Genomic DNA, 19,404 nt, shown 5'->3' with positions numbered 1-19,404 from the left:
ACACAGCAACGCAATTTATTTAGGAACAGAATGTGAGCAACGAATCTTTATCGATCCTGATTATTGAAGACAATGCGCAACTCGCAGCGAATCTTTACGATTATCTGGAAGCCTGCGGACATATACTCGATGCCGCACCCGATGGTGTATCCGGCTTGCATCTCGCCTCATCCAACGATTACGACGCAATCGTGCTCGACTGGAATTTGCCGCGCCTTGATGGCCTCACCTTGCTTAAACGCTTGCGCAATGATGCAAAGAAAAAGGTGCCGGTAATTATGCTCACCGCGCGCGACCAACTCGCGGACAAAATTGATGGATTTGAATCCGGCCTTGATGATTATTTGGTAAAACCGGTTGCGCTACCGGAAATTGAAATCCGCCTGCGCTCACTGGTTGCACGCCTCAAACGATGTGCAGTGCCTGATGATCTGCTCAGCGTAAGCGATATTCAATTCAATTTAAAAACCCTTGAGGTCCAGCGCGGCAATAGAAAAATTACCCTGAGTAAAACCGGCCGCAGTTTATTGGAATTATTGATGCGCGAAAGCCCACGGGTTGTTACACGCGCACGCTTGGAGCAAGCCGCTTGGGGCGATACACCGCCGGGCACAGATTTATTGCGCTCACATATGTATGTCCTGCGCCATGCACTTGAACAAGGTTCAGAAAAACCGCTCCTGCACACTGTGCCGGGCTCTGGCTATAGGTTGTGTGAAATTGAATAAGCTCACCAGATTCGTTAGCGAACAGTTTAATAAACCCCGCGGGGTCTATTGGTCGATTAGCGCCGCGATGATCGCTTTTGGTTTTACTATGCTCATTGCAATCGGGCTGCAAAGTTTCGGCAGTCAGTATTTAATCGAACATAAATTTTGGGTCGACATGCTCAAATCAATTTCCACTGACCACGCCGCACGTGTCAACGCTGGCCAAGCGGATTCACTACCATCCACCGGTATAGTGCGCTCCTGGTATTTGGAGAATGGCGTACAAGAAGAAAATAAAACGACAACAGTTCCCACATTTTTAAGGAGTCTGCCACCCGGCGCCTACTCAACAGAAGATGGCTACGGTACTTTTATTTCCAATGATATGTTCAAAGGCATGGATACGTTTCATGCATTGGTTGTCGATCTTCCCAACGGAAAATTAATTACCATGTTGGATATCGGCGAGCTGGAAGATCAGCAAAATCGTGATTCAGTCACCAGCACTATTTGGATAGGCGTACTGGTGATATTGATCGGCGGCATGATGGCATGGTTACACGCAAATCTGGTTCGCCCGGTGCGGGATTTGGCTGAACGCATGCAGGCAATTAATCCGCAGAATATTGGTGCGCGCGTCCCGACAACTTATAAACGTGAAGAAATACAGATAATTGCGCAGGCGAGTAATGCGCATTTGGAGCGGGTTGAAAAATTTATCGAGCGCGAACGCAGTTTGCTTGACCAAGCCAGCCATGAATTCCGCACACCTATTGCGGTGATTTCCGGTGCGGTCGATGTGCTCAAACAAATTGCATTGCCGGATGCATCAAAACCTGCGCTTACGCGCATTGAAAATGCCGTCGCAGATTTATCGGAAACAATGGTCGCCCTGCTCTACCTCGCACGCGAAGCAACACCAGAAGCAGAACCTGCTGATGTAACTGTGCTGCATGAACTCTTGCCGCGATTAATTCAAGATCACGAACATTTACTCGGCAGTAAATCAGCGCGACTCAAACTCGGCGATTTGGAACCTACCTTTATCACCGCACCCGAGGCTATGGTACGCATCGCTGTGAGCAATTTAATTCGCAACGCGATTGAAAACACTGATGCAGGGTTTGTTGAACTGAAACTGCAAAAATCTGTTATTTCGGTAGCCGATTCTGGCAGTGGTTTTAATCCGGTAGAAGCGGCACGACGCTATCGCGATAGCCTGCGCCAAGCTGCGCCCATCCGTGGGCAAGGGCTTGGTTTGTTTCTGATTGGCCGTATTTGTGACAGGTTCGGCTGGGAGCTAGCAATCCAATCCACCGCAACCGGTGGTACCCATGCCACGCTGGATGTCAGCGCCAGCACAATCAAGCTCTGATAATGTAATGCAGCTGGCTTATGCAGATTTTTTAGTAAGGTTTACCTTATTGTACAAACGATATTTTTCATCGGTTATCGCCATAAAGGGCTTTAACCGCACTTCCTGTTTATCCAATTTGATTATCCATTCTGCGTTTGTATTTCTCGCGGCAGAAAGTAGCTGCTCCGCCGTGTAAGTATTATTAGGTGCGTTAGTGGGAAATAACACCAATGGCCCAAACACTAACGCAACCATTTCCGCATGCTTGGCATTGAGCGGTTCAAGACGCAAACTCATATCAAATACAATCTGGACTTTATCCTTATCTTTCCAGGTTCTGGATATTTCAAAAAACTCACCGCGTTTTATTGCACCGCTCACTTTTTTGCCGTTGACCACAACATGGGTTGTATCGCCCGCCCAGGCGGGAATACGCAAATTAAGGCCAAAGGCTACCGGCTTTTTGGTGCTGACGGTAAAGCTACTGCTATTTTCAAATGGATAGTTTGTCTCTTGCACCAATACAAGATCATGTTTGGCAAATTGCATATTCACTTGTGAAGGCACATACAAATTCACAAACAGGCGCTGTTCATCTTGCAGATAGGTACTGATTCCATAATCGGCAGTCATTTGAATAAAGGTGCCGGAGCAACAGGGCCATTGTTCGCCACGGTAAAACTTACTGGCATCGTGATGATAATCGGCGTAATAAAATGTGCTGCCATCAGGTAGTGTTGGTTTTGCCCCCAGGATAGTGTTGTACAACACCCGCTCCATGCTGTCACCGTAGTGACTCGCCTTGGTTATTTGCATTAGGCTGCGCGCAATTTTGAAATGACCGTAGGTGCCGCAAGGTGTTTCAAATGAGCGATGAGTTTCACTGAGCGAATTGAATAGCGTTTCTGTATCGTCCGCCGCTAATAATTCTTCGTTCGGCCCCCAACCTCCGGTTGCGTAGGATTGCTGTTCAATAAAAGCAAAACCATTTTTTGCTGCCTGCAAATATTTTTGTTCATTGGTAGCCAGATAAGCCTGAATCGCGGAGTTCAATGCATTCACATGGCTGTAGGCATGTTTGCCTTTGAACGGGCTGATACCTTTGGCAAGCGGATCAAACAGCGAATCATTTTGCATGTAGCGCAGCGCGATTGCTTTGTATTGCTCACCCATACCCAATTGCCAAGCGAGGAATAAATTTTCCGGCAAGGTATAGGGTTCATCCCAAATTTCTGCCTCTTGGGTGTAAGGTCGCGCGCGGCGCTCTTCGCGCGTCAGGGATTTTTCGGGCAAGAAAGGCATAACAGTTTCTGTCAGTTTTTCCAATGCATCTTTGGCTTCAACAACGCCGACATAACGATAGGCATCAATAAGCCCAATCGCCAACTTGTCGTAGGTATAGGCTGGCAGGTAGTAGCCCTCAAAAAAAGTTTTGGCAATTGTGGGGATATATTTTTTTACCAATCCATCGACTTTTTTAGCGATGCGCGCATCTTTGGTAACCGCATAGCTGCGCGCCAAGCCGGAAACATACTGGCCAAAACTGTGGCCGGGAATATAGCCATGCCAGTTGGCTGTACTCCAATCATTAGGATCGATATGAAAATCGCGCGAGTCATCGTACCAACCGCCCATATCGTCACCCGGAGCAGGCTGGCCCGCGCGCGAACGAAAAGGCTTGAGTAATTTATCGTCATCAATCCCCATAAATAATTGCTGCTGGTAATTAAATTGCTCCAGCAGCTTACTGCTACCCAAACGCACTTGCGCATATTCAAATACAGCAAGCCCCGTTCTTGTTTTTGCAGTGGAGGATGAAACACCGGCATGCACCGGAGCAGCGCAAGCGCATGCAGCCAGGCATGATGTGTTTAAAAATTGGCGGCGCGATAGTCTGGGCATGTTTTTTGATCCTTTTTATTAAAAGCATTACTGCAAATAGGTGACTACGAAAGCTTTAAACTTCAGCAATTGCGCGATAAACAAAATCAGTTATCTGCACTTTTCCAACTCCCGCACAATAGATCCCCACTTTTAAACTCAGGAATCCGCCAAACACATTGTGATTAATGCCAGACACCTCCATACGCGTAGGATGAAGTTTCCAGGTGCGGCCATTGTCATGCGAGTATTCGTAAGTAATCACATGGCGATTGTTGGTAATACGCACGCGCACGCTGTTGGTTTTTATCGCCTGCCGCGCCCAGGTTTGTTCTTCGGCGTATTGGAAAGTTTTAACGGTATCGGCAGTAAATCCCAATCCAACAAAAGCTTTATGATTGTAAAAAAGCAATACGCCAGCCTCGGCGCCCGCTTTTAATGTAAGCGTAACTTCTGCCTGATAAGCGCGATCGGTAACGGCGCAGGTAATTGGTGAGCTATCGAGCGGCGAACTACCTGCTGCAGCCAGCTCTAACATTTTGGTGCGATAAACTGCGCGCGCAGCGTCATTCACACCAGGATTATGGAATCCCCACTGGGTGCCAAATTTGTTGCTGGAAAAATTATCTGAAAGCGCAACACCCGCTGCAAATGCAGCCGTTTTTGCGGGTGATAATTTATTTTTTGGTAGTCCTGGTTTTGGCAGTGGATGAGAAAGATCGCCACCCGTTGCACGAAACCAACCATCATCAGTCCATTCGATTGGTTCTAATATGGCCTGCCGCCCCAGCGTACGGAAACCATTTTCGTAAGCGTGGTACACCATCCACCAATCACCTGCCGGGCCTTCCACCAAAGTAGCGTGACCGCGCGACCACCATGGCTCAGCATCGGAAATTGTGCGCACCAAAGGATTGTGTGGGCAATGCTCCCAGGGGCCATGAATGGAGCGCGAACGCGCCGCAATAACCATATGGCCAGTAACCGGGCCGGCAGTGCCGCCCACTGCAGTGACCAAATAAAACCATTCACCTTTGCGTAGTAATTTGGGTCCCTCAGGGGCAAAATTTTCAACGATCCAATCTTCGGGATAACGCCAGGGGCTGTACGCCGCTTCAAGCTGGCCATCGGTCGCCAAGCCATCATCGCGCAGACGAATTTTGCGAATGCCATTCACAAATAAATAACGTTTGCCATCCTCGCCCACCGCATGGCCAGGATCGATACAGCCATCGATTTTCAAATCAATCGGATCGCTCCAGGGACCGTTAATATCGTCCGCCCAGATAACGTAAATCCCCCAAGGCTTGCCATCGGGTGCAGCGGGAATATAAATGTAATAGCGGTCATTGTGCTTGCAAATATCCAACGCCCACACAGTGCCGATATTTTTGTGCAGGGCTGGGCCGAGTGGAATCCAATTCACCAAATCACGCGAGTGCCAGATCACAATGCCCGGATAAGAATTGAACGAGGAAAACGTCATGTAGTAATCGTCGCCATCTTTCAAAATAGTAGGATCAGGACGATCACCGGCAATGATGGGATTTAAATAGGTGCCATTGCCCAAGTCAGCTTTGCGCTGCCCTTCAATGCCACGTCCCCAGAGCGGAAAGTTTTTTGCGTAAGGACTGGCAGATGATTGCGCCGAAGATCCGGCCAGCGCCACCGATGCGGCCAACGGCGAGGCAACCGCACCTGCTATACACACTTTAAAAATATCCCGGCGCGTTATATCCACCATTTACGAATTCTCCTGCGACAATGTTATTCGTTATTTCTGTAAGGGCGCGAACACAAACCCACTTACGGCCAGATGCCACAAGCGGTGCAAGTATCCTCATAGGCAGGCGCTTTCTTTAGTATTCGCGCAAAAATTATTATCAAATTTGCTAAAAGTTGAAGTTTTCTTCATTTAAGTTGAAGAAATTCATCGCCTGCGTATGCAGCAAGTTGATCTCGCCCTCCCCCGCACACGACATTTCTGCGACATCACTCATCTAACCTGCAACCTCCACACTCCCACCAATCAATGAGGTTAGTAGTCCAATGAACAAATTACTCTGGCCAGTATTGCTGTCCGTAATATCACTTAACACTGCTGCGCAGGGCGGGCCGGACGGAGGAGAAGGCCCTGAGGGCGGCCCTCCATTATGGGGAGTTGGCTTGGGCGCGATGCTCAACGACAGCCCCTACGCGGGTGAAGGCACACGCGTAATGCCCATTCCGCTTATCACCTATAACGGCGAAAATTTTTACTTCAGGGGCATCACCGCTGGCTGGACATTTATGCGCAGCGAATCACTTGAACTTTCGGCTATCACCAAATTTCGTTTTGATGGATTTTCAGTCGATGATCTCGGCAGAAAAGAACTGGCCGACAACGGCATTGATTACCGGTTATTGGAGGATCGCGATATCGCGCTGGATGCCGGTCTGGCAATCAAGTGGAGCGGCAGCGCTGGTGAACTTGAAATCGAATTACTCGCCGATGTGACCGACACCAGCGGCGGCCAGGAAGTGGCCATCCAATACGGCTACCCGATGCATATCGCAGGTGGAATGCTAACCCCTAGTGTGGGCGTCACCTGGCTATCGGAAGACAACGCCAATTATTACTACGGTACCCTCGACGAAGAAGTTGCTCGCGGTGTAATCAACTATCGCCCTGATGCGGTCACTATTCCCCACGTCGGCGTTAATTACTTCCGCCCGCTCGGCGAAAACTGGTCGCTGATGACCGTAGTGAAATACAGCATGCTGCCCGACGAAATCCAGGACAGCCCCTTCATAGAACCCGACACCAATGGCACGGCATCCATATTAATTGGAATTTCACGCGGTTTTTAAATTTTGCAAAGTAAGGTAAACCGAACACTGCCGCGATGCCTGTAGCACGCTTCGCGGCAGCAAACCCGGAACGGTTTTATGATTATCGAAAACAACAGTGATTACTTTTGCAGAATATTTGACCGCTTTGATCTCAGCTCAAAAACCATCAGCAACTGTGCTTTTGAGAGCTGTATATTTCAAAACGCTATTTTTTTGGAAACAGTGTTTAGCAATTGTAGTTTTACTAATTGCATATTTACGGACTGCGACTTGAGTGATACCTACTTCGTCCAAAGCAAAATCTGCGGTATTTACCTACACCAACAATACTGAAATCTATGAACAAGTTGGGTTAAATTCCACCGCGCGTTAATCCTGACAAATTTGATCAACAACCCCGCCATTCTCAATCACCATATAACAACCAAAACGGTCATGCTGACTGTGCTCACATACTCCATAACCAAATACATATACGTCTGGAGGATCTGGTCGAAGACAAATCCCCTCACATTCACTTCCTGATTTGCACTGTTTACCTCCATCCTTGTAATAGATCACGCAGGAAGGAATTCCAAGCATCCCAACCCCCTCAACTTTTCCACCCGATTTCTCACATTCAGCAACATCAATTCTTGCTAATGCTTTAGCACGCATTTTCTTTAGATCCTGCTCCATCCGCCAGTCGCTGTATCCAGCGCAACCTGAGATAAAGAAAAAGGACAATAATAATATCGAAAGCTTCATATCTGTCTCCCTACAGCTAAGTGGTATTGCGCACCGAACAAGCGCTTGGGTGGCGCTATTATTACAAGGCAATTTTTCCGACTAACCTGAACAATATGTGACCTTAATCGATATTCAATTACTAATCCATAACAGCTTGCTACCGGTAGTGATAGTTTTTTTGGTTTTAATCACCCTATTCAATCATCAATGGCTATCCATGCATTGAATACGGTAGACTGCCTCATATCGTGTAAAGATAAGCATTTTCGGGCTAATTCCTTGTAACTTCGCAACGAAAAAAGTGAAAAAATTGCCAAACAATCCTCAAACAAAACTTCGATTATCACTTCTGAATAGCGGCGTAGCCGGACTTGATGAGGTGCTTGGTGGCGGCTTCCCTCGTCACAGCCTTTATCTTATTCAAGGTTTGGCAGGTAGCGGCAAAACCACTATGGCCTGTCAGATTGGCTTTGCTCATGCAGTGAAAGGCGAGAAGGTTTTGATCCTAACTTTAATCGCAGAAACTCATGGAAAGATGCTTAACCACCTGAGCAATTTTTCATTCTTTGACGAAGAATTGATCGGCAAAAACATTTTAATGTTTGGTGGTTACAATGAGTTAGTCAAAGGTGGCCTTGATGGGTTGCTGCAGTTAATCACCGGAATGCTCGCAAAGCACAACGCGGACATCCTTATTATTGATGGTTTCCGGTCAGTGCGCGACTCAAGTCCATCAACCATTGGCTTATCCGAATTTATGCTGTCATTGAATTCACTAGTTGCCTCCATGGAATGCACAACCTTCCTGTTGTCCCCCACCGAGGGCAATGTGGCCGACTCGGAAAATACGCTGGTTGATGGCTTGATTGAATTAAGCCAACACGAAAAAGGCATGCAGCTCATTCGCGAAATAAAAGTATTTAAAATTCGTGGCGGAAAACACTTGTTAGGTCGTCATGTATTCGAAGTGGGTGAAGATGGCATAGTGGTCTACCCACGCCTTGAAGCAATCAGCACTGCCAATAGAACCGAAGACTCAGCATCCAACGCCCTTGTTGGTTTCGGCATTCCCGGCTGGAACAACATTACCAAAGGTGGTGTAAACAAAGGTTCTACCACAGAATTATTGGGCAATCCCGGTGTTGGAAAAACACTGATGGGTTTGCATTTTATTTATGAAGGATTACAACGTGGCGAGCCTTGTTTGATTGTTGGCTTTTATGAATCCCCCATGCGCTTACTTGCCAAAGCACGCAGTATCAATATTGATTTGGAACGCTTCATCGACAATGGTCAGCTGCAGATAATTTGGAACCCACCCTTGGAGCTTTCAGTAGACGCACTTGCCCATCAGATTCTGGAAAACATTGGCGCTCGCAAAGTGTCGCGGTTGTTTGTCGATGGTATGGATGGCCTGCTGGATATCATTATGCACGTGGGCCGCGCACGCTCGTTCCTGACTGCATTTGTCAATGAATTGCGCTCTCGCAACGTAACAAGCTTCTTCACGCGCGAGCTTGCCTATCTCGGCAACAAACTTCCCGAGAATTTTGATTCAAGCCCTTCATCAATACTGTATGAAAACATAATGTTGCTGCAGTACGTGGAAATCAGCGGCATAAATTATCGTCAAATTGCTGTTTTAAAACTGCGCCAAAATGGTTACGACTCTGCCAACCACATAATGCTGATTTCAGACAATGGCATCTCTATTGGACGCTCGGTATCAACAGAAAAATTAACGCAAGAAATTATCAAAAATAACGCTTTAAATAATGAGCCGCAATGAAAGACGAAACCGTCATTAAGGCCACGGACGATGCCCCCGTCATACTGATTGTTGACGACGAAGCTGATATCACAACGACCTATGCGATGTTGTTTGGATACTATGGCTTCCGTGTAAGCACCGCTTGCGACGGTAAAACTGCATTGGAAATAATTGACGCAGTGAATCCGGATATCATCCTGTCGGATTACATGATGCCACTCATGAACGGCGCTGAATTGTGCAGTGCCTTGAAAGCTGATACTCGCTGGAAAAACACGCCGTTTATATTATCGAGCGCCGCCTTTCATCTAAAAGATGTGAATACACCATATGATTCACTAATGCAAAAGCCTGTGGTATTTGATGATCTTCTGAAAGAAGTAAAACGCTTACTTGGAAAAAATTGAAATGCCCAGTATTGAACCTGGGCTTCTTTTAACTACACCCAAACTATTTTTCTCTCCTTGCATTCCTCTCCGCGAAAACTAATCGCCTGTTTTACAGGTAGCCTTTTGGCAATAGATCCATATGTGCCAAACCCCTATTGAGAGCACTGTTTGGATAAAATTCCTATCTCAATCGGTCAAGTTTTCATTAAAGCATGCGCATTTTTTAAGAATGATAAAAAACACTCAATTATGTTATTGCATAACACTTTTTGCGGATGCTCATCTTGACTTAACTTAATTTATAAAATTCTCAAATGTAATTCAATCGTAACAATCACTTCCAATACTAGCGATCTTGTTCGGCCTCCCCCTTGAGGCCGCGAGCAACAACCCAAGAAACAGGATCCCCTCATGAAACGATTAACAGTGACAGGACTAACGCTGGCTTTAGCGTTGACTGGTTGTGGTAGCGACGACAACAAAAGTAGCTCAAGCAGATCCAGTAGCAGTGCAAGCAGCGCTGCAGCGAGCAGCACTCCCGCATCAAGTAGCGCACCGGCTGCATCTAGCAGCACGCCTGCCGCGAGCAGCACTCCGAGCTCAAGTAGCAGCAGTGCAGCGCCGGTAGCGAAAAAGAACGTATTGTTTTTCCTCGGCGATGGTATGGGTATTACCACACTGACTGCGATGCGTATTTACGAAGTGGGTGAAGCTGGCAGTATCACTATCGATACATTGCCTGAGTCTGCATTTGTGCGCACTTACTCTGAAGATGGTCAGGTGACTGATAGTGCTCCATCGATGGCGGCTTATATGACCGGCGTCAAAATGAAAAACGAAGTTATCTCCATGACTACTGGCACCAATGCTTATCGCGCTGACGGTTCACAATTTGTTGATGCAAATGGCAACAGCACTTGTGAAGCAGGTAATGGCCAAGCGGTTCCAACCCTGCTTGAACAAATGAAAGCCAAAGGTTATGCGACTGGTGTGGTGAGCACTACGCGCATCACTCACGCAACGCCTGCGACTACTTATTCCCACGTGTGTAACCGCAATGGCGAAAATACTATTGCGGCACAAATGGTTCCTAACGGCGCCGGTTTTAACGCGGCATTGGGTAATGGTATCGATGTAGTCCTGGGCGGTGGTTTGCGTCATTTCTTACCGAGCACTGTGAGCGGTGGCCGTCGCACTGACAGCCGTAATCTGGTTGAAGAAATGAAGACCGCTGGTTACACCTACGCAACTAACACCAGTGAATTGTTGGCAGCGGCAAACACCACCAACAAATTGCTCGGCTTGTTCACCAGCAGCGACATGAGTTACGAATTGGATCGCAATCCAACTGCAGAACCAAGCCTGTCGGAAATGACCGGCAAAGCAATCGATATTTTGAACCAACGCGAAAAAGGTTTCTTCTTGATGGTGGAAGGTGGTCGTATCGATCACGCACTGCATGCGAGTAATGCAAAACGCGCATTGACTGACGGTATCGCTTTCGACAATGCAATCAAATTAGCGTTGGAAAAAATGGAAGCTGTTGATCCTGGCCTGAAAAATACGTTAGTCGTTGTCACTGCCGACCATGACCACACCTTGGTAATTAACGGTTATGCCGAACGCACTGGCAAAACAACTGACTCTCATGCCGGTGTATTGGGCCTCGTAAAAAGTTACGTCAACGGTCCAACTAAAGGTCAACCAACTAAAGACGTCGATGGAAATCCTTACACCATTCTCGCTTTTGGTAACGGCCCTAACCGCCCTGCCACACGCATCGCGTTGGATGAAACTACCACCAGCGGTAAAGATTATTTGCAAGAAGCGGTTATCCAGTTAGACAGCGAAACCCACGGTGGTGGCGATGTATTCCTGGGTGCAAAAGGCATGGGCGCAGAAAACTTCCACGGTGTAATTGATAACGTCGAAGTCTTCGGTCTGATTAAAAAAGCCATCAATCTGGAATAACCCGCCCCTTAAGTAGGAGAATGCAATGAAACGATCTTTTTTAAGTGGCGCCATTTTAAGTTGTGCTGCCGCAATGACTGTTAACACTGTTACCGCTGCCGAAGCGAAGAATATTATTTTCTTCCTCGGCGATGGTATGGGCCCGGTAACCCAAACTGCAGCGCGTATTTACGCCGGTGAAAAAGCAGGATTGGCTGTGCCGGAAACTCACAAACTGGCAATGGAAAAATTAGGCTACGCCGCGCGTATCAAAACCTATTCGGAAGATGCACAAACTACTGACAGTGCACCCGGTATGGCAAGTTACATCACTGGTTCGAAATCCAAGAACGAAGTTATTTCCATGACGCCGGATACCAATCCAAACGATGCGTCGGGTAATGCTTACCAAGTTAATGGCGATAGCACCTGCCCCACTACCGGCAACGGTCAAGCTGTAGAAACTTTGCTGGAAACTTTGAAAGCGAAAAATTACGGCACCGGTATCGTGAGTACCACGCGTATCACTCACGCCACTCCCGCAACGACTTACGCTCACATTTGTAATCGCAATGCGGAAAATACCATCGCGGCGCAAATGATTCCTAACGGTGCTGGCTACAACACCAAACTGGGTGCCGATGGAATGGATGTAGTGCTCGGTGGTGGTCTTCGTCACTTTTTACCAACGACGGTTAGTGGTGGCCGTCGCACCGATAACCGTAACCTGGTTGAAGAAATGAAAACCGCTGGTTACACCTACGTCAGCACCGGTACTGAGTTGAGTGCAGTGAATTTGGCAACCACCAATAAATTGCTCGGTTTATTTAACGCGAGCGATTTGAACTACGATTTGGATCGCGTGAAAAAAAGCATTAATGAACCAAGCCTTGCCGATATGACCAAGGCGGCGATTCAAGTGTTGTCGCGCAACCAAACCGGCTATTTCTTGATGGTAGAAGGTGGCCGAATCGACCACGCATTGCACGGCACTAATGCCAAGCGCGCACTGGAAGATACACTCGCATTTGATGCTGCAATTAAAGCGGCAGTTGAATCAGTTGACCTGAGCAATACCCTGATTGTTGTCACTGCCGACCACGACCACGTGATGGCTTTTAACGGTTACTCCAAAATTGGTAACCCGATTCTCGGCCTGATGCGCGACTACGTCAGCGGTACTCCATCGAAAGATAAACAAGGCAAACCATTTACCACTTTGGTGTTCGGTAATGGTGGTGGCCCACGCGAAGCAACTCGCGCTGAATTGCTTGAAGCCGATGTAATGGCAGACGATTACTTGCAAGAAGTTGGTGTAAAACTGGGCATCCCAGGTTCAGAAACTCACGGCGGTGGCGATGTTCGCCTGACTGCTGGCGGTGCTGGCAGCCAACGCTTCAAAGGCACACTGAACAACACCGATATTCACGGTTTGATCAAACAAGCGATGGGTTTGTAATTTTTAAATCCCCCGGCCCCTCTTAGCTACGCGCACCGTTTCAAAGAGGGGAGCTTCTTTTTCTTGAGGAGGAGCAAGCCCCTCCCTTTTCCAAAGGGAGGCTGGGAGGGATTTAAGTATAAGTTTTTGCAGATATTGTTTTAACGCAGGTTCAAAGAGATGAAAAAAACACGTTTTGGTTTATTCCTACGCAGTATTTTATTACTGCCATTGTTTGTGATCACCAGCCAAGTGTTTGCTGCGCCCGCCGACGCACTGCGCGTGGAATATCACCAATGGAAACTCGGCAAAGACGGCGTACGCCAGGAAATGTCCTACTCCGAATTACTTTATCGCCAACCCGATTCGCTCTGGATTGAACGCGAAGTTCCTGCAGCGGCGCAACGCGCGCACGACGATCATCATCACGGCGGCCTTGGCCATAAACATGCCGATGTCACCGGTGCGCCTCTGTGGATTGTGCGCGATACCCAAGGAAAACTGGATGTAAAACTGGTAGACCGCCACGAAAAACGCCTGATCGAAATAGCAGAAGCCTATTACAACAATGTGGGTTTTGATGGACACTGGGTAGAAACCTGGAGCCTTGCTGACCCGGAAAGTTTAAAAAAACTCAAGCCAACAAACGTCAGTGAAAATGGTTTGGAAACTTACGAAATACAACGCGGCAACCAGCAGATAACACTGGTATGGAACACTAAAGGGCAATACGCACAATCTATTAGCTCCAAAGACGCGCAAGGTTTATCTGGCCGCACCATCAAAGCAAGCCAAATCAGCGCACCTAAGACCTTGCCCTGGACCCAACTTGGCAACTACCTTTCACGCGATTATTCCGACTTATTGGATTAATTTTCTTTCGCCACAAATAAAAAAAGCCGCTGTAAGAACTACAGCGGCTTTTTTATCCTTGTTATTCTTTCACAGCATACCTATCGGATTTTCTAGCTGCCCTATTTATTTATCAGCACTGGCTCATCCATCCTAAGTTCAACAGGTACTCTTTTGTTTTCCAGAATGAACACCCGGTTTTTTGAACTGCGTAACTTTTTTACATCGTTCGAAAAATAGCTATCAAACAAACGCTGCATTGAGCCATCCTGTTTTGCGACGGCAAGACCTTTCTCAACACGCTCCGCCAATTCAGGATGCTTAATGCTCACCTGAAATAAAACCGGAAAAGGATAATAAATTAAAATATTCGGGGCGATAGTGACATCAAACGAGTGCTTGCCAAACTGTTTAAGAAAATCATCTACCTCCATTACTCCCAGCGGAATGTAATCAAAGCGGCCAGCAACGAGCATCGAAAATAAATTGTAGTAATCCGCTTGGGAATTTACGCTATAGCCGTTGGCTCGATAGATAAAAGAATCCTCCCAATCGCGCCCCTGCCCAGCCACTAACTTTTTTAGTTGTGACGGCTGGGTAATCGCTTCAAATTTCTGCACATCGCTTTTACGTATCACCAACCGACGATAACCGAGCAAATTGTGCATCAAGGGGATTTTAACGGCGATGCGTTTATCGTTCCTGAGCGCGGATGGCGCAACCTCGGTTGCCCAATCCGGCGTCGCTTCGATGTTGATCAACTCGCCATGGCTAACCTCACGGCTTGCCCTTATGGCGGCAATTTTTTGATCGGCGCGAATTAATTGGTATTCACCATGTGTTGCGCGGGTTTTATCAAGTGCCAAACGCAACAACTCAAATTGGTATTGGTCGCGCTTGGCGCTAATTCCCAGATCCCAATAGCGATAGATCATGGGTGATCCATCTGCTACAGCAACTGAGCCAAACAGCAACAGGACAATTAATAAAAAAATTTTCATCAGTGAGCCCTCCATCTTGTCGGGCGGGGAATCCTACAGAAAGGCAGATCAATTAAGTCTAGCCATAAGCCAGCATAGGTAAAGAAGTTAGCTCTTGGCGACAAAGATAAAAACTAACCCAGTGTTGAAATAGATGGCAAGAACTATTTTCCATCCCACGATAATGTTCGCAGGCGCACCGATCTCATTGAGTGTTGCGCTTATGTTCAATAACCAGTCTAACAGTAGACCTATCTTCTGAACCTAACCGTGTTAAGGAGTAATGTTATGAGCCAACCACAACGTAAATCAGCAGAAGCCACCAAGCCAAAAACCCAGGAAGCGATTGCACTATTAAGGGCAGACCATCGCTTGGTTGCATCGCTTTTTGAGCAATATGAATCGGCCAAAACTGCCACCAAGAAAAAGGCGCTGGTCGCACAAATTTGCATGGAATTGACAGTTCACGCCCAAATCGAAGAAGAAATTTTTTATCCTAAAGTAAAGAAAGCGCTTAAAGATAAAGAATTGGTTCCGGAAGCTGTTGTTGAGCATGCGACGTTAAAAGACCTTATTGCACAAATTGAAGATGTTGAGCCGGATGGTGAAATGTACGACGCCAAAGTGAAAGTGCTATCCGAATACGTAAAACATCATGTCAAAGAAGAGCAAACTGAAATATTCCCGAAAGTGAAAGATACCAAATTAGATTTGGTAGCGCTTGGAGAAGAACTGGCGCAGCGAAAAGAAGAGCTGCTCAGCAAGTTGAAATAATATGCTAATGGCCCTAATAAGGGCCATTTTTATGTCCAGAAAATAAAGTGGGGATGATAATGACTGATAAGCAAAAAGAACTGGTTCGCGAATGGTTGAGCGATGCTCACGCCATGGAAGCCCATGCAGAACAATTATTTTCCAAACAAGCAGAACGGTTTAAAAACTATGCCGCTCTACAATCAAAGTTGAAATCTGATTTAAATCGCATTGTGGAAAATCAAGTTGCGTTATCCATCCGGATGCAACAACTGGGCAGCAGCTCTTCGATTATTAAAGATGCTGCCGCCAAGGTCTTCGCGGGTGTTCAAAATATGTCGGTACTGGCAGTCAGTGACGAACCGGTTAAAGGCATTCTAGCCATCCATACCTTTACGCAGCTCGCGATAGGTTCATACAACATTCTTGTGACCGCTGCAGACGCTATTGGAGATGAAGAAACAAAAACATTGTGCCAAACATTATTGGATCAAGTACAAGTACGCGCCCACTGGATAAGTGAAGAGCTAGGCTCAATCACGCGCACTTACATACTTGAAACATCCGAATGATTTGCAGATCCATCCAGGGCAAACTACATCTAGGGCAAACTAAAGGTAACTATGCTTCCGCCGGGTTTTCCTTTCGGATTCTTACCACCACCCGCACCAATAGAAATAAATTGTTTGCCATTGACTGAATAGGTTGCCGGTGTTGCAACACCGGCAGCAGGTAAAGTGGTTTGCCATAACAATTTACCCGTGGTTTTATCAAAAGCTCTGAATTGATTATCAAACACAGTTGCAGCAATAAATAACAATCCGCCTTTAGTAACTACAGCGCCGCCGTAATTTTCGCTGCCGGTATTTTTTAATCCTTGCGCAGCAAGCTCAGGATATTCACCCAAGGGTTGCGCCCATGCGTATTCCCCAGAATTCACATTGATTGCACTCAGCGTTCCCCAAGGCGGAGTAATCGCAGGATAACCATCTCCATCAAGGAAACGTGTGTAACCGCCAAATACATAAGGATCGCCTTCGGTAGACGGATATTCAGGCGTGCCTTTTTTTACCGCTTGTGCAGGGTCGCCTTTGAGATAATCGATCACAGCATCAACATCTTGTTGCGATAAAATTTTTCCAAAGCCCGGCATTCTGCCGTTGCCTTGCATAATCTGATGCTGCAATTGCGCTGCGCTCAAGCGATCATTCACATCAATTAATGGCGGAAACTCCGGTGGGCTGCCTTTGCGTTCAATACCGTGACAAGCGGAGCAATTATTTAAATACAAAGCTTCACCACTGTTACCAGCGATAATCGGCGGGCGCTCTTTGACTTTTAAAATCCATGCCATTTCATTGGCGTTGACGTAAAGCATTCCGGTATCGGGATCATAAGCAGCACCGCCCCACTCGGCACCACCATCCATACCGGGAAATAAAATGGTTCCCTGAATCGACGGCGGATCAAATGGCCCACGCGAACGCAAACCGGAAAATATATTTTTCGCTTCCTGATTGGCTGCCGGAGTACGAGTGGTAAGCAGATCCTCAGTTAAATGTTGCCGCGCAAATGGTTTTGGCAACAACGGCATAATTTGCGATGCAGCGGAAAACTCACCGGGAATATCTGATGCAGGGGGATTTACTTGCGTTAACGGATATAAAGATTCGCCAGTCGCGCGGTTGAGAATATAAATCACACCCGCTTTGGTAACCTGCGCAACCGCAGGAATTTTTTTACCTTCACGCTTGACGGTAATCAATGTCGGTGGAGTTGGCGGGTCCCTATCCCACAAATCGTGTTTCACTAATTGGAAATGCCACAAACGTTTTCCGGTATTTGCATCCAATGCAACTAACGAGGTTCCAAAAAGATTATCACCCGCGCGATCGCCGCCATAAAAATCCTTATCGCCCATACCTGCCGATGCCAGCGGCACAAATACCACTCCGGTTTTCGGATCTAAGGTAAGACCCGACCAGGCATTAGCGCCCTTTGCCGTTTTCCACGCATCTACTGGCCAGGTTTCATAACCGAATTCACCAGGATGCGGAATGGTATGGAATATCCATTGTTGTACGCCGGTGCGAACATCATAGGCACGAATATGCCCCGGTGTATTACCGGTCGAACCCATCACAATCAAATTTTTATAAACAACACCCGGCGAAACATTACCAACATTTACGCTATCAGGTTCGCGCCCCAATCCCTCGCGCAAATCAATTTTTCCATCGCGACCGAAAGTATTAATTAACTCACCTGTCTGCGCATTAACCGCCATTAAAAAACCACGGAAGCTAAATAGAATGCGTTCGTCATTGCCATCGCGCCAATAAGAAATACCGCGCAATCGCTGCCGGGTATTTACCAGTTCACCAAAGGCGGGATCAAACACCCATTTCTGCTGACCGCTCGCCGCATCCAAACAAAACAAGCGCCCTTTGGGTGACACGAAATAAAAAGAGCCACGAACGATGAGTGGATTGCTTTGCATGTCCGACTGGTTACCGCCTTCACCAAAAGCATCGCCTGAATCAAACGTCCAGGCGATTTTCAAATCACCCACGTTTTCTTGATTGATTTGATTCAGTGTCGAGTAATGGGTCCCGTGCGGATTACCGTGATACCAGGGCCAATCTTCGCCGGATTGGAAAGCGCTAGTATCATTTGCACTGCGCTCGCAACCAGTGAGCAATGTACAAACCATCAGCGTGAGAGTGGAATAGCGCAGGAGATGTTGATGCCAATTCATAGGAGAGCCCAAAGCTGGTTTTTTTATTGTGCTATAAAAAACCATTCTACGTTTTGTAGATATATAGACTCAACGATTTAACGAAACCTTACATGAAACATAAAATCACATGAAACAAAAATCCACATGAAAAGGCATCAACCAAAGAAGATGAAAAACTGACAGGTAATTAACAGATCGAGCTTAGGCTTCAGTGCGCAGACGCTGAAATGCGTAGTGCATTGATGCGCTGAGAATCAAACTATAACCCAACAGCTCGCTCGCCTCTTCCACCGCATTTTTAACAACACGCAAATAACCATCACCCATAATATTTTGCCATATTCCCGTCATCCCCATCAGGCGGGAATAGCAAACCAAAATAGCGATAGCTACCAGCATTAACACGCCCGAGTGCGAGGAAACAAAACGCAGTAAGCCTTGCAGAGTGGCAGAGCTATTTTTAATAGCATTAATAATTGCGGTGAGCGCGATTGGAGCAGCAACGTAAAGCCATAAACCATGGGCAATCAAATCAAACAGAGCATCTAATTCGCGGATTAACATACAGGCAAAAAATGCCGCAGCGAGCAAGAAAAAATATCTTTCAGTCGATTTCTTTTGTGCGAGAAGAATAAAACAACCGATAGTCAAAGCTAACATTACCAGTTGGGCTATTTCGGTCACAGACTGTTCAGAGACACCATTACCTATAACTTTTAGGTCGATGAACAAACAGATAGGTGGAATACTAACCACTAACATCAAACTTAAAAACCGCGTGACAACCTCACCTACCGATAACCACTTAACTGAAGGTGACGACACATGATCTAACAACGCAACACTTTTTTGCATAATACATACCTCATACAACAGAATTACCTAACCCGACTGAATAAATCTCAATCGGGCTTTTAGCTCGGTTATTATGAGTACACAGTGAATAGTTGGTAAGTTAGCATTGTCATGAAAGTGTATTACTTATGTCATATTTCGCTGCCACACACCGCATAGGGCCAATA

17 protein-coding genes are annotated in these 19,404 nt (G+C 46.8%); 11 read left to right on the top strand and 6 right to left on the bottom strand.

Annotation, left to right across the window (positions count from 1 at the left end; genetic code table 11):
• Positions 1–32: 32 nt before the first annotated feature.
• Both AAGC78_RS06385 and AAGC78_RS06380 read left to right on the top strand, forming a co-directional pair.
• Positions 33–728 (top strand): response regulator transcription factor, encoded by a 696-nt coding sequence (locus AAGC78_RS06385; RefSeq protein WP_435783217.1) that lies wholly within the window; start codon positions 33–35, stop codon positions 726–728.
• A gap of 88 nt (positions 729–816) precedes the next feature.
• Positions 817–2,085 (top strand): sensor histidine kinase, encoded by a 1,269-nt coding sequence (locus AAGC78_RS06380; RefSeq protein ID WP_435783216.1) that lies wholly within the window; start codon positions 817–819, stop codon positions 2,083–2,085.
• Between the two features lie 18 nt (positions 2,086–2,103).
• Here AAGC78_RS06380 and AAGC78_RS06375 read toward each other — a convergent pair whose 3' ends face one another.
• Together AAGC78_RS06375 and AAGC78_RS06370 are read right to left on the bottom strand one after the other, a co-directional pair.
• Positions 2,104–3,969, bottom strand: a complete 1,866-nt coding sequence (locus AAGC78_RS06375; protein WP_435783215.1) for a beta-L-arabinofuranosidase domain-containing protein — start codon at positions 3,967–3,969, stop codon at positions 2,104–2,106.
• A gap of 55 nt (positions 3,970–4,024) precedes the next feature.
• Entirely contained in the window at positions 4,025–5,692 is a 1,668-nt protein-coding gene (locus tag AAGC78_RS06370) for a family 43 glycosylhydrolase (protein ID WP_435783214.1), read from the bottom strand.
• A gap of 305 nt (positions 5,693–5,997) precedes the next feature.
• On the opposite strand from AAGC78_RS06370, the gene AAGC78_RS06365 reads away from it, so the two are divergent.
• Both AAGC78_RS06365 and AAGC78_RS06360 read left to right on the top strand, forming a co-directional pair.
• Positions 5,998–6,798 carry a MipA/OmpV family protein gene (locus tag AAGC78_RS06365; RefSeq protein WP_435783213.1) on the top strand — a complete coding sequence of 267 codons (801 nt, stop codon included), beginning with the start codon at positions 5,998–6,000 and terminating at the stop codon, positions 6,796–6,798.
• 78 nt (positions 6,799–6,876) lie between these two features.
• The gene (locus AAGC78_RS06360; protein WP_435783212.1) at positions 6,877–7,113 is read left to right on the top strand and encodes a pentapeptide repeat-containing protein; all 237 of its coding nucleotides are present in this window, start codon (positions 6,877–6,879) and stop codon (positions 7,111–7,113) included.
• Positions 7,114–7,149: 36 nt separating this feature from the next.
• On the opposite strand, the gene AAGC78_RS06355 is transcribed toward AAGC78_RS06360, so the two are convergent.
• The gene (locus AAGC78_RS06355) at positions 7,150–7,527 is read right to left on the bottom strand and encodes a hypothetical protein (RefSeq protein WP_435783211.1); all 378 of its coding nucleotides are present in this window, start codon (positions 7,525–7,527) and stop codon (positions 7,150–7,152) included.
• Between the two features lie 292 nt (positions 7,528–7,819).
• Here AAGC78_RS06355 and AAGC78_RS06350 point away from each other — a divergent pair, with 292 nt between their 5' ends.
• The 5 genes from AAGC78_RS06350 to AAGC78_RS06330 all read left to right on the top strand — a co-directional run bounded on the left by AAGC78_RS06350 (position 7,820) and on the right by AAGC78_RS06330 (position 13,930).
• Positions 7,820–9,298 (top strand): ATPase domain-containing protein, encoded by a 1,479-nt coding sequence (locus AAGC78_RS06350; protein ID WP_435783210.1) that lies wholly within the window; start codon positions 7,820–7,822, stop codon positions 9,296–9,298.
• Positions 9,295–9,687 carry a response regulator gene (locus tag AAGC78_RS06345; RefSeq protein ID WP_435783209.1) on the top strand — a complete coding sequence of 131 codons (393 nt, stop codon included), beginning with the start codon at positions 9,295–9,297 and terminating at the stop codon, positions 9,685–9,687. The genes AAGC78_RS06350 and AAGC78_RS06345 overlap by 4 nt, the downstream gene beginning before the upstream one ends.
• 393 nt (positions 9,688–10,080) lie before the next feature.
• Positions 10,081–11,640 (top strand): alkaline phosphatase, encoded by a 1,560-nt coding sequence (locus tag AAGC78_RS06340; RefSeq protein WP_435783208.1) that lies wholly within the window; start codon positions 10,081–10,083, stop codon positions 11,638–11,640.
• Positions 11,641–11,665: 25 nt separating this feature from the next.
• Positions 11,666–13,078 carry an alkaline phosphatase gene (locus AAGC78_RS06335; protein ID WP_435783207.1) on the top strand — a complete coding sequence of 471 codons (1,413 nt, stop codon included), beginning with the start codon at positions 11,666–11,668 and terminating at the stop codon, positions 13,076–13,078.
• Positions 13,079–13,237: 159 nt separating this feature from the next.
• On the top strand, positions 13,238–13,930 hold the full coding sequence (locus AAGC78_RS06330; protein WP_435783206.1) for a hypothetical protein: 693 nt from the start codon (positions 13,238–13,240) through the stop codon (positions 13,928–13,930).
• Positions 13,931–14,031: 101 nt separating this feature from the next.
• Here the strand turns inward: AAGC78_RS06330 and AAGC78_RS06325 are convergent, their stop codons facing one another.
• Positions 14,032–14,910, bottom strand: coding sequence for a hypothetical protein (locus AAGC78_RS06325; RefSeq protein ID WP_435783205.1), 879 nt, complete (start codon positions 14,908–14,910; stop codon positions 14,032–14,034).
• A 267-nt stretch (positions 14,911–15,177) separates the two neighbouring features.
• Between AAGC78_RS06325 and AAGC78_RS06320 the strand changes: the two genes are divergently transcribed.
• The gene (locus AAGC78_RS06320) at positions 15,178–15,663 is read left to right on the top strand and encodes a hemerythrin domain-containing protein (RefSeq protein WP_435783204.1); all 486 of its coding nucleotides are present in this window, start codon (positions 15,178–15,180) and stop codon (positions 15,661–15,663) included.
• A gap of 59 nt (positions 15,664–15,722) precedes the next feature.
• A complete protein-coding gene (locus AAGC78_RS06315) occupies positions 15,723–16,214 on the top strand; it encodes a DUF892 family protein (RefSeq protein ID WP_435783203.1) in 492 nt (163 codons plus the stop codon).
• A 29-nt stretch (positions 16,215–16,243) separates the two neighbouring features.
• Here AAGC78_RS06315 and AAGC78_RS06310 read toward each other — a convergent pair whose 3' ends face one another.
• Positions 16,244–18,400: a PQQ-binding-like beta-propeller repeat protein gene (locus AAGC78_RS06310; RefSeq protein ID WP_435783202.1), complete on the bottom strand. Its 2,157-nt coding sequence runs from the start codon at positions 18,398–18,400 to the stop codon at positions 16,244–16,246.
• A gap of 183 nt (positions 18,401–18,583) precedes the next feature.
• On the bottom strand, positions 18,584–19,237 hold the full coding sequence (locus tag AAGC78_RS06305; protein WP_435783201.1) for a hypothetical protein: 654 nt from the start codon (positions 19,235–19,237) through the stop codon (positions 18,584–18,586).
• Positions 19,238–19,404: the final 167 nt, after the last annotated feature.

It is taken from the genome of Cellvibrio sp. (assembly GCF_039207905.1).
Taxonomy (GTDB): Bacteria; Pseudomonadota; Gammaproteobacteria; order Pseudomonadales; family Cellvibrionaceae; genus Cellvibrio.
The sequence above is the reverse complement of the archived record's forward strand: the minus strand, read 5'-3'. Positions and strand labels throughout refer to the sequence as shown.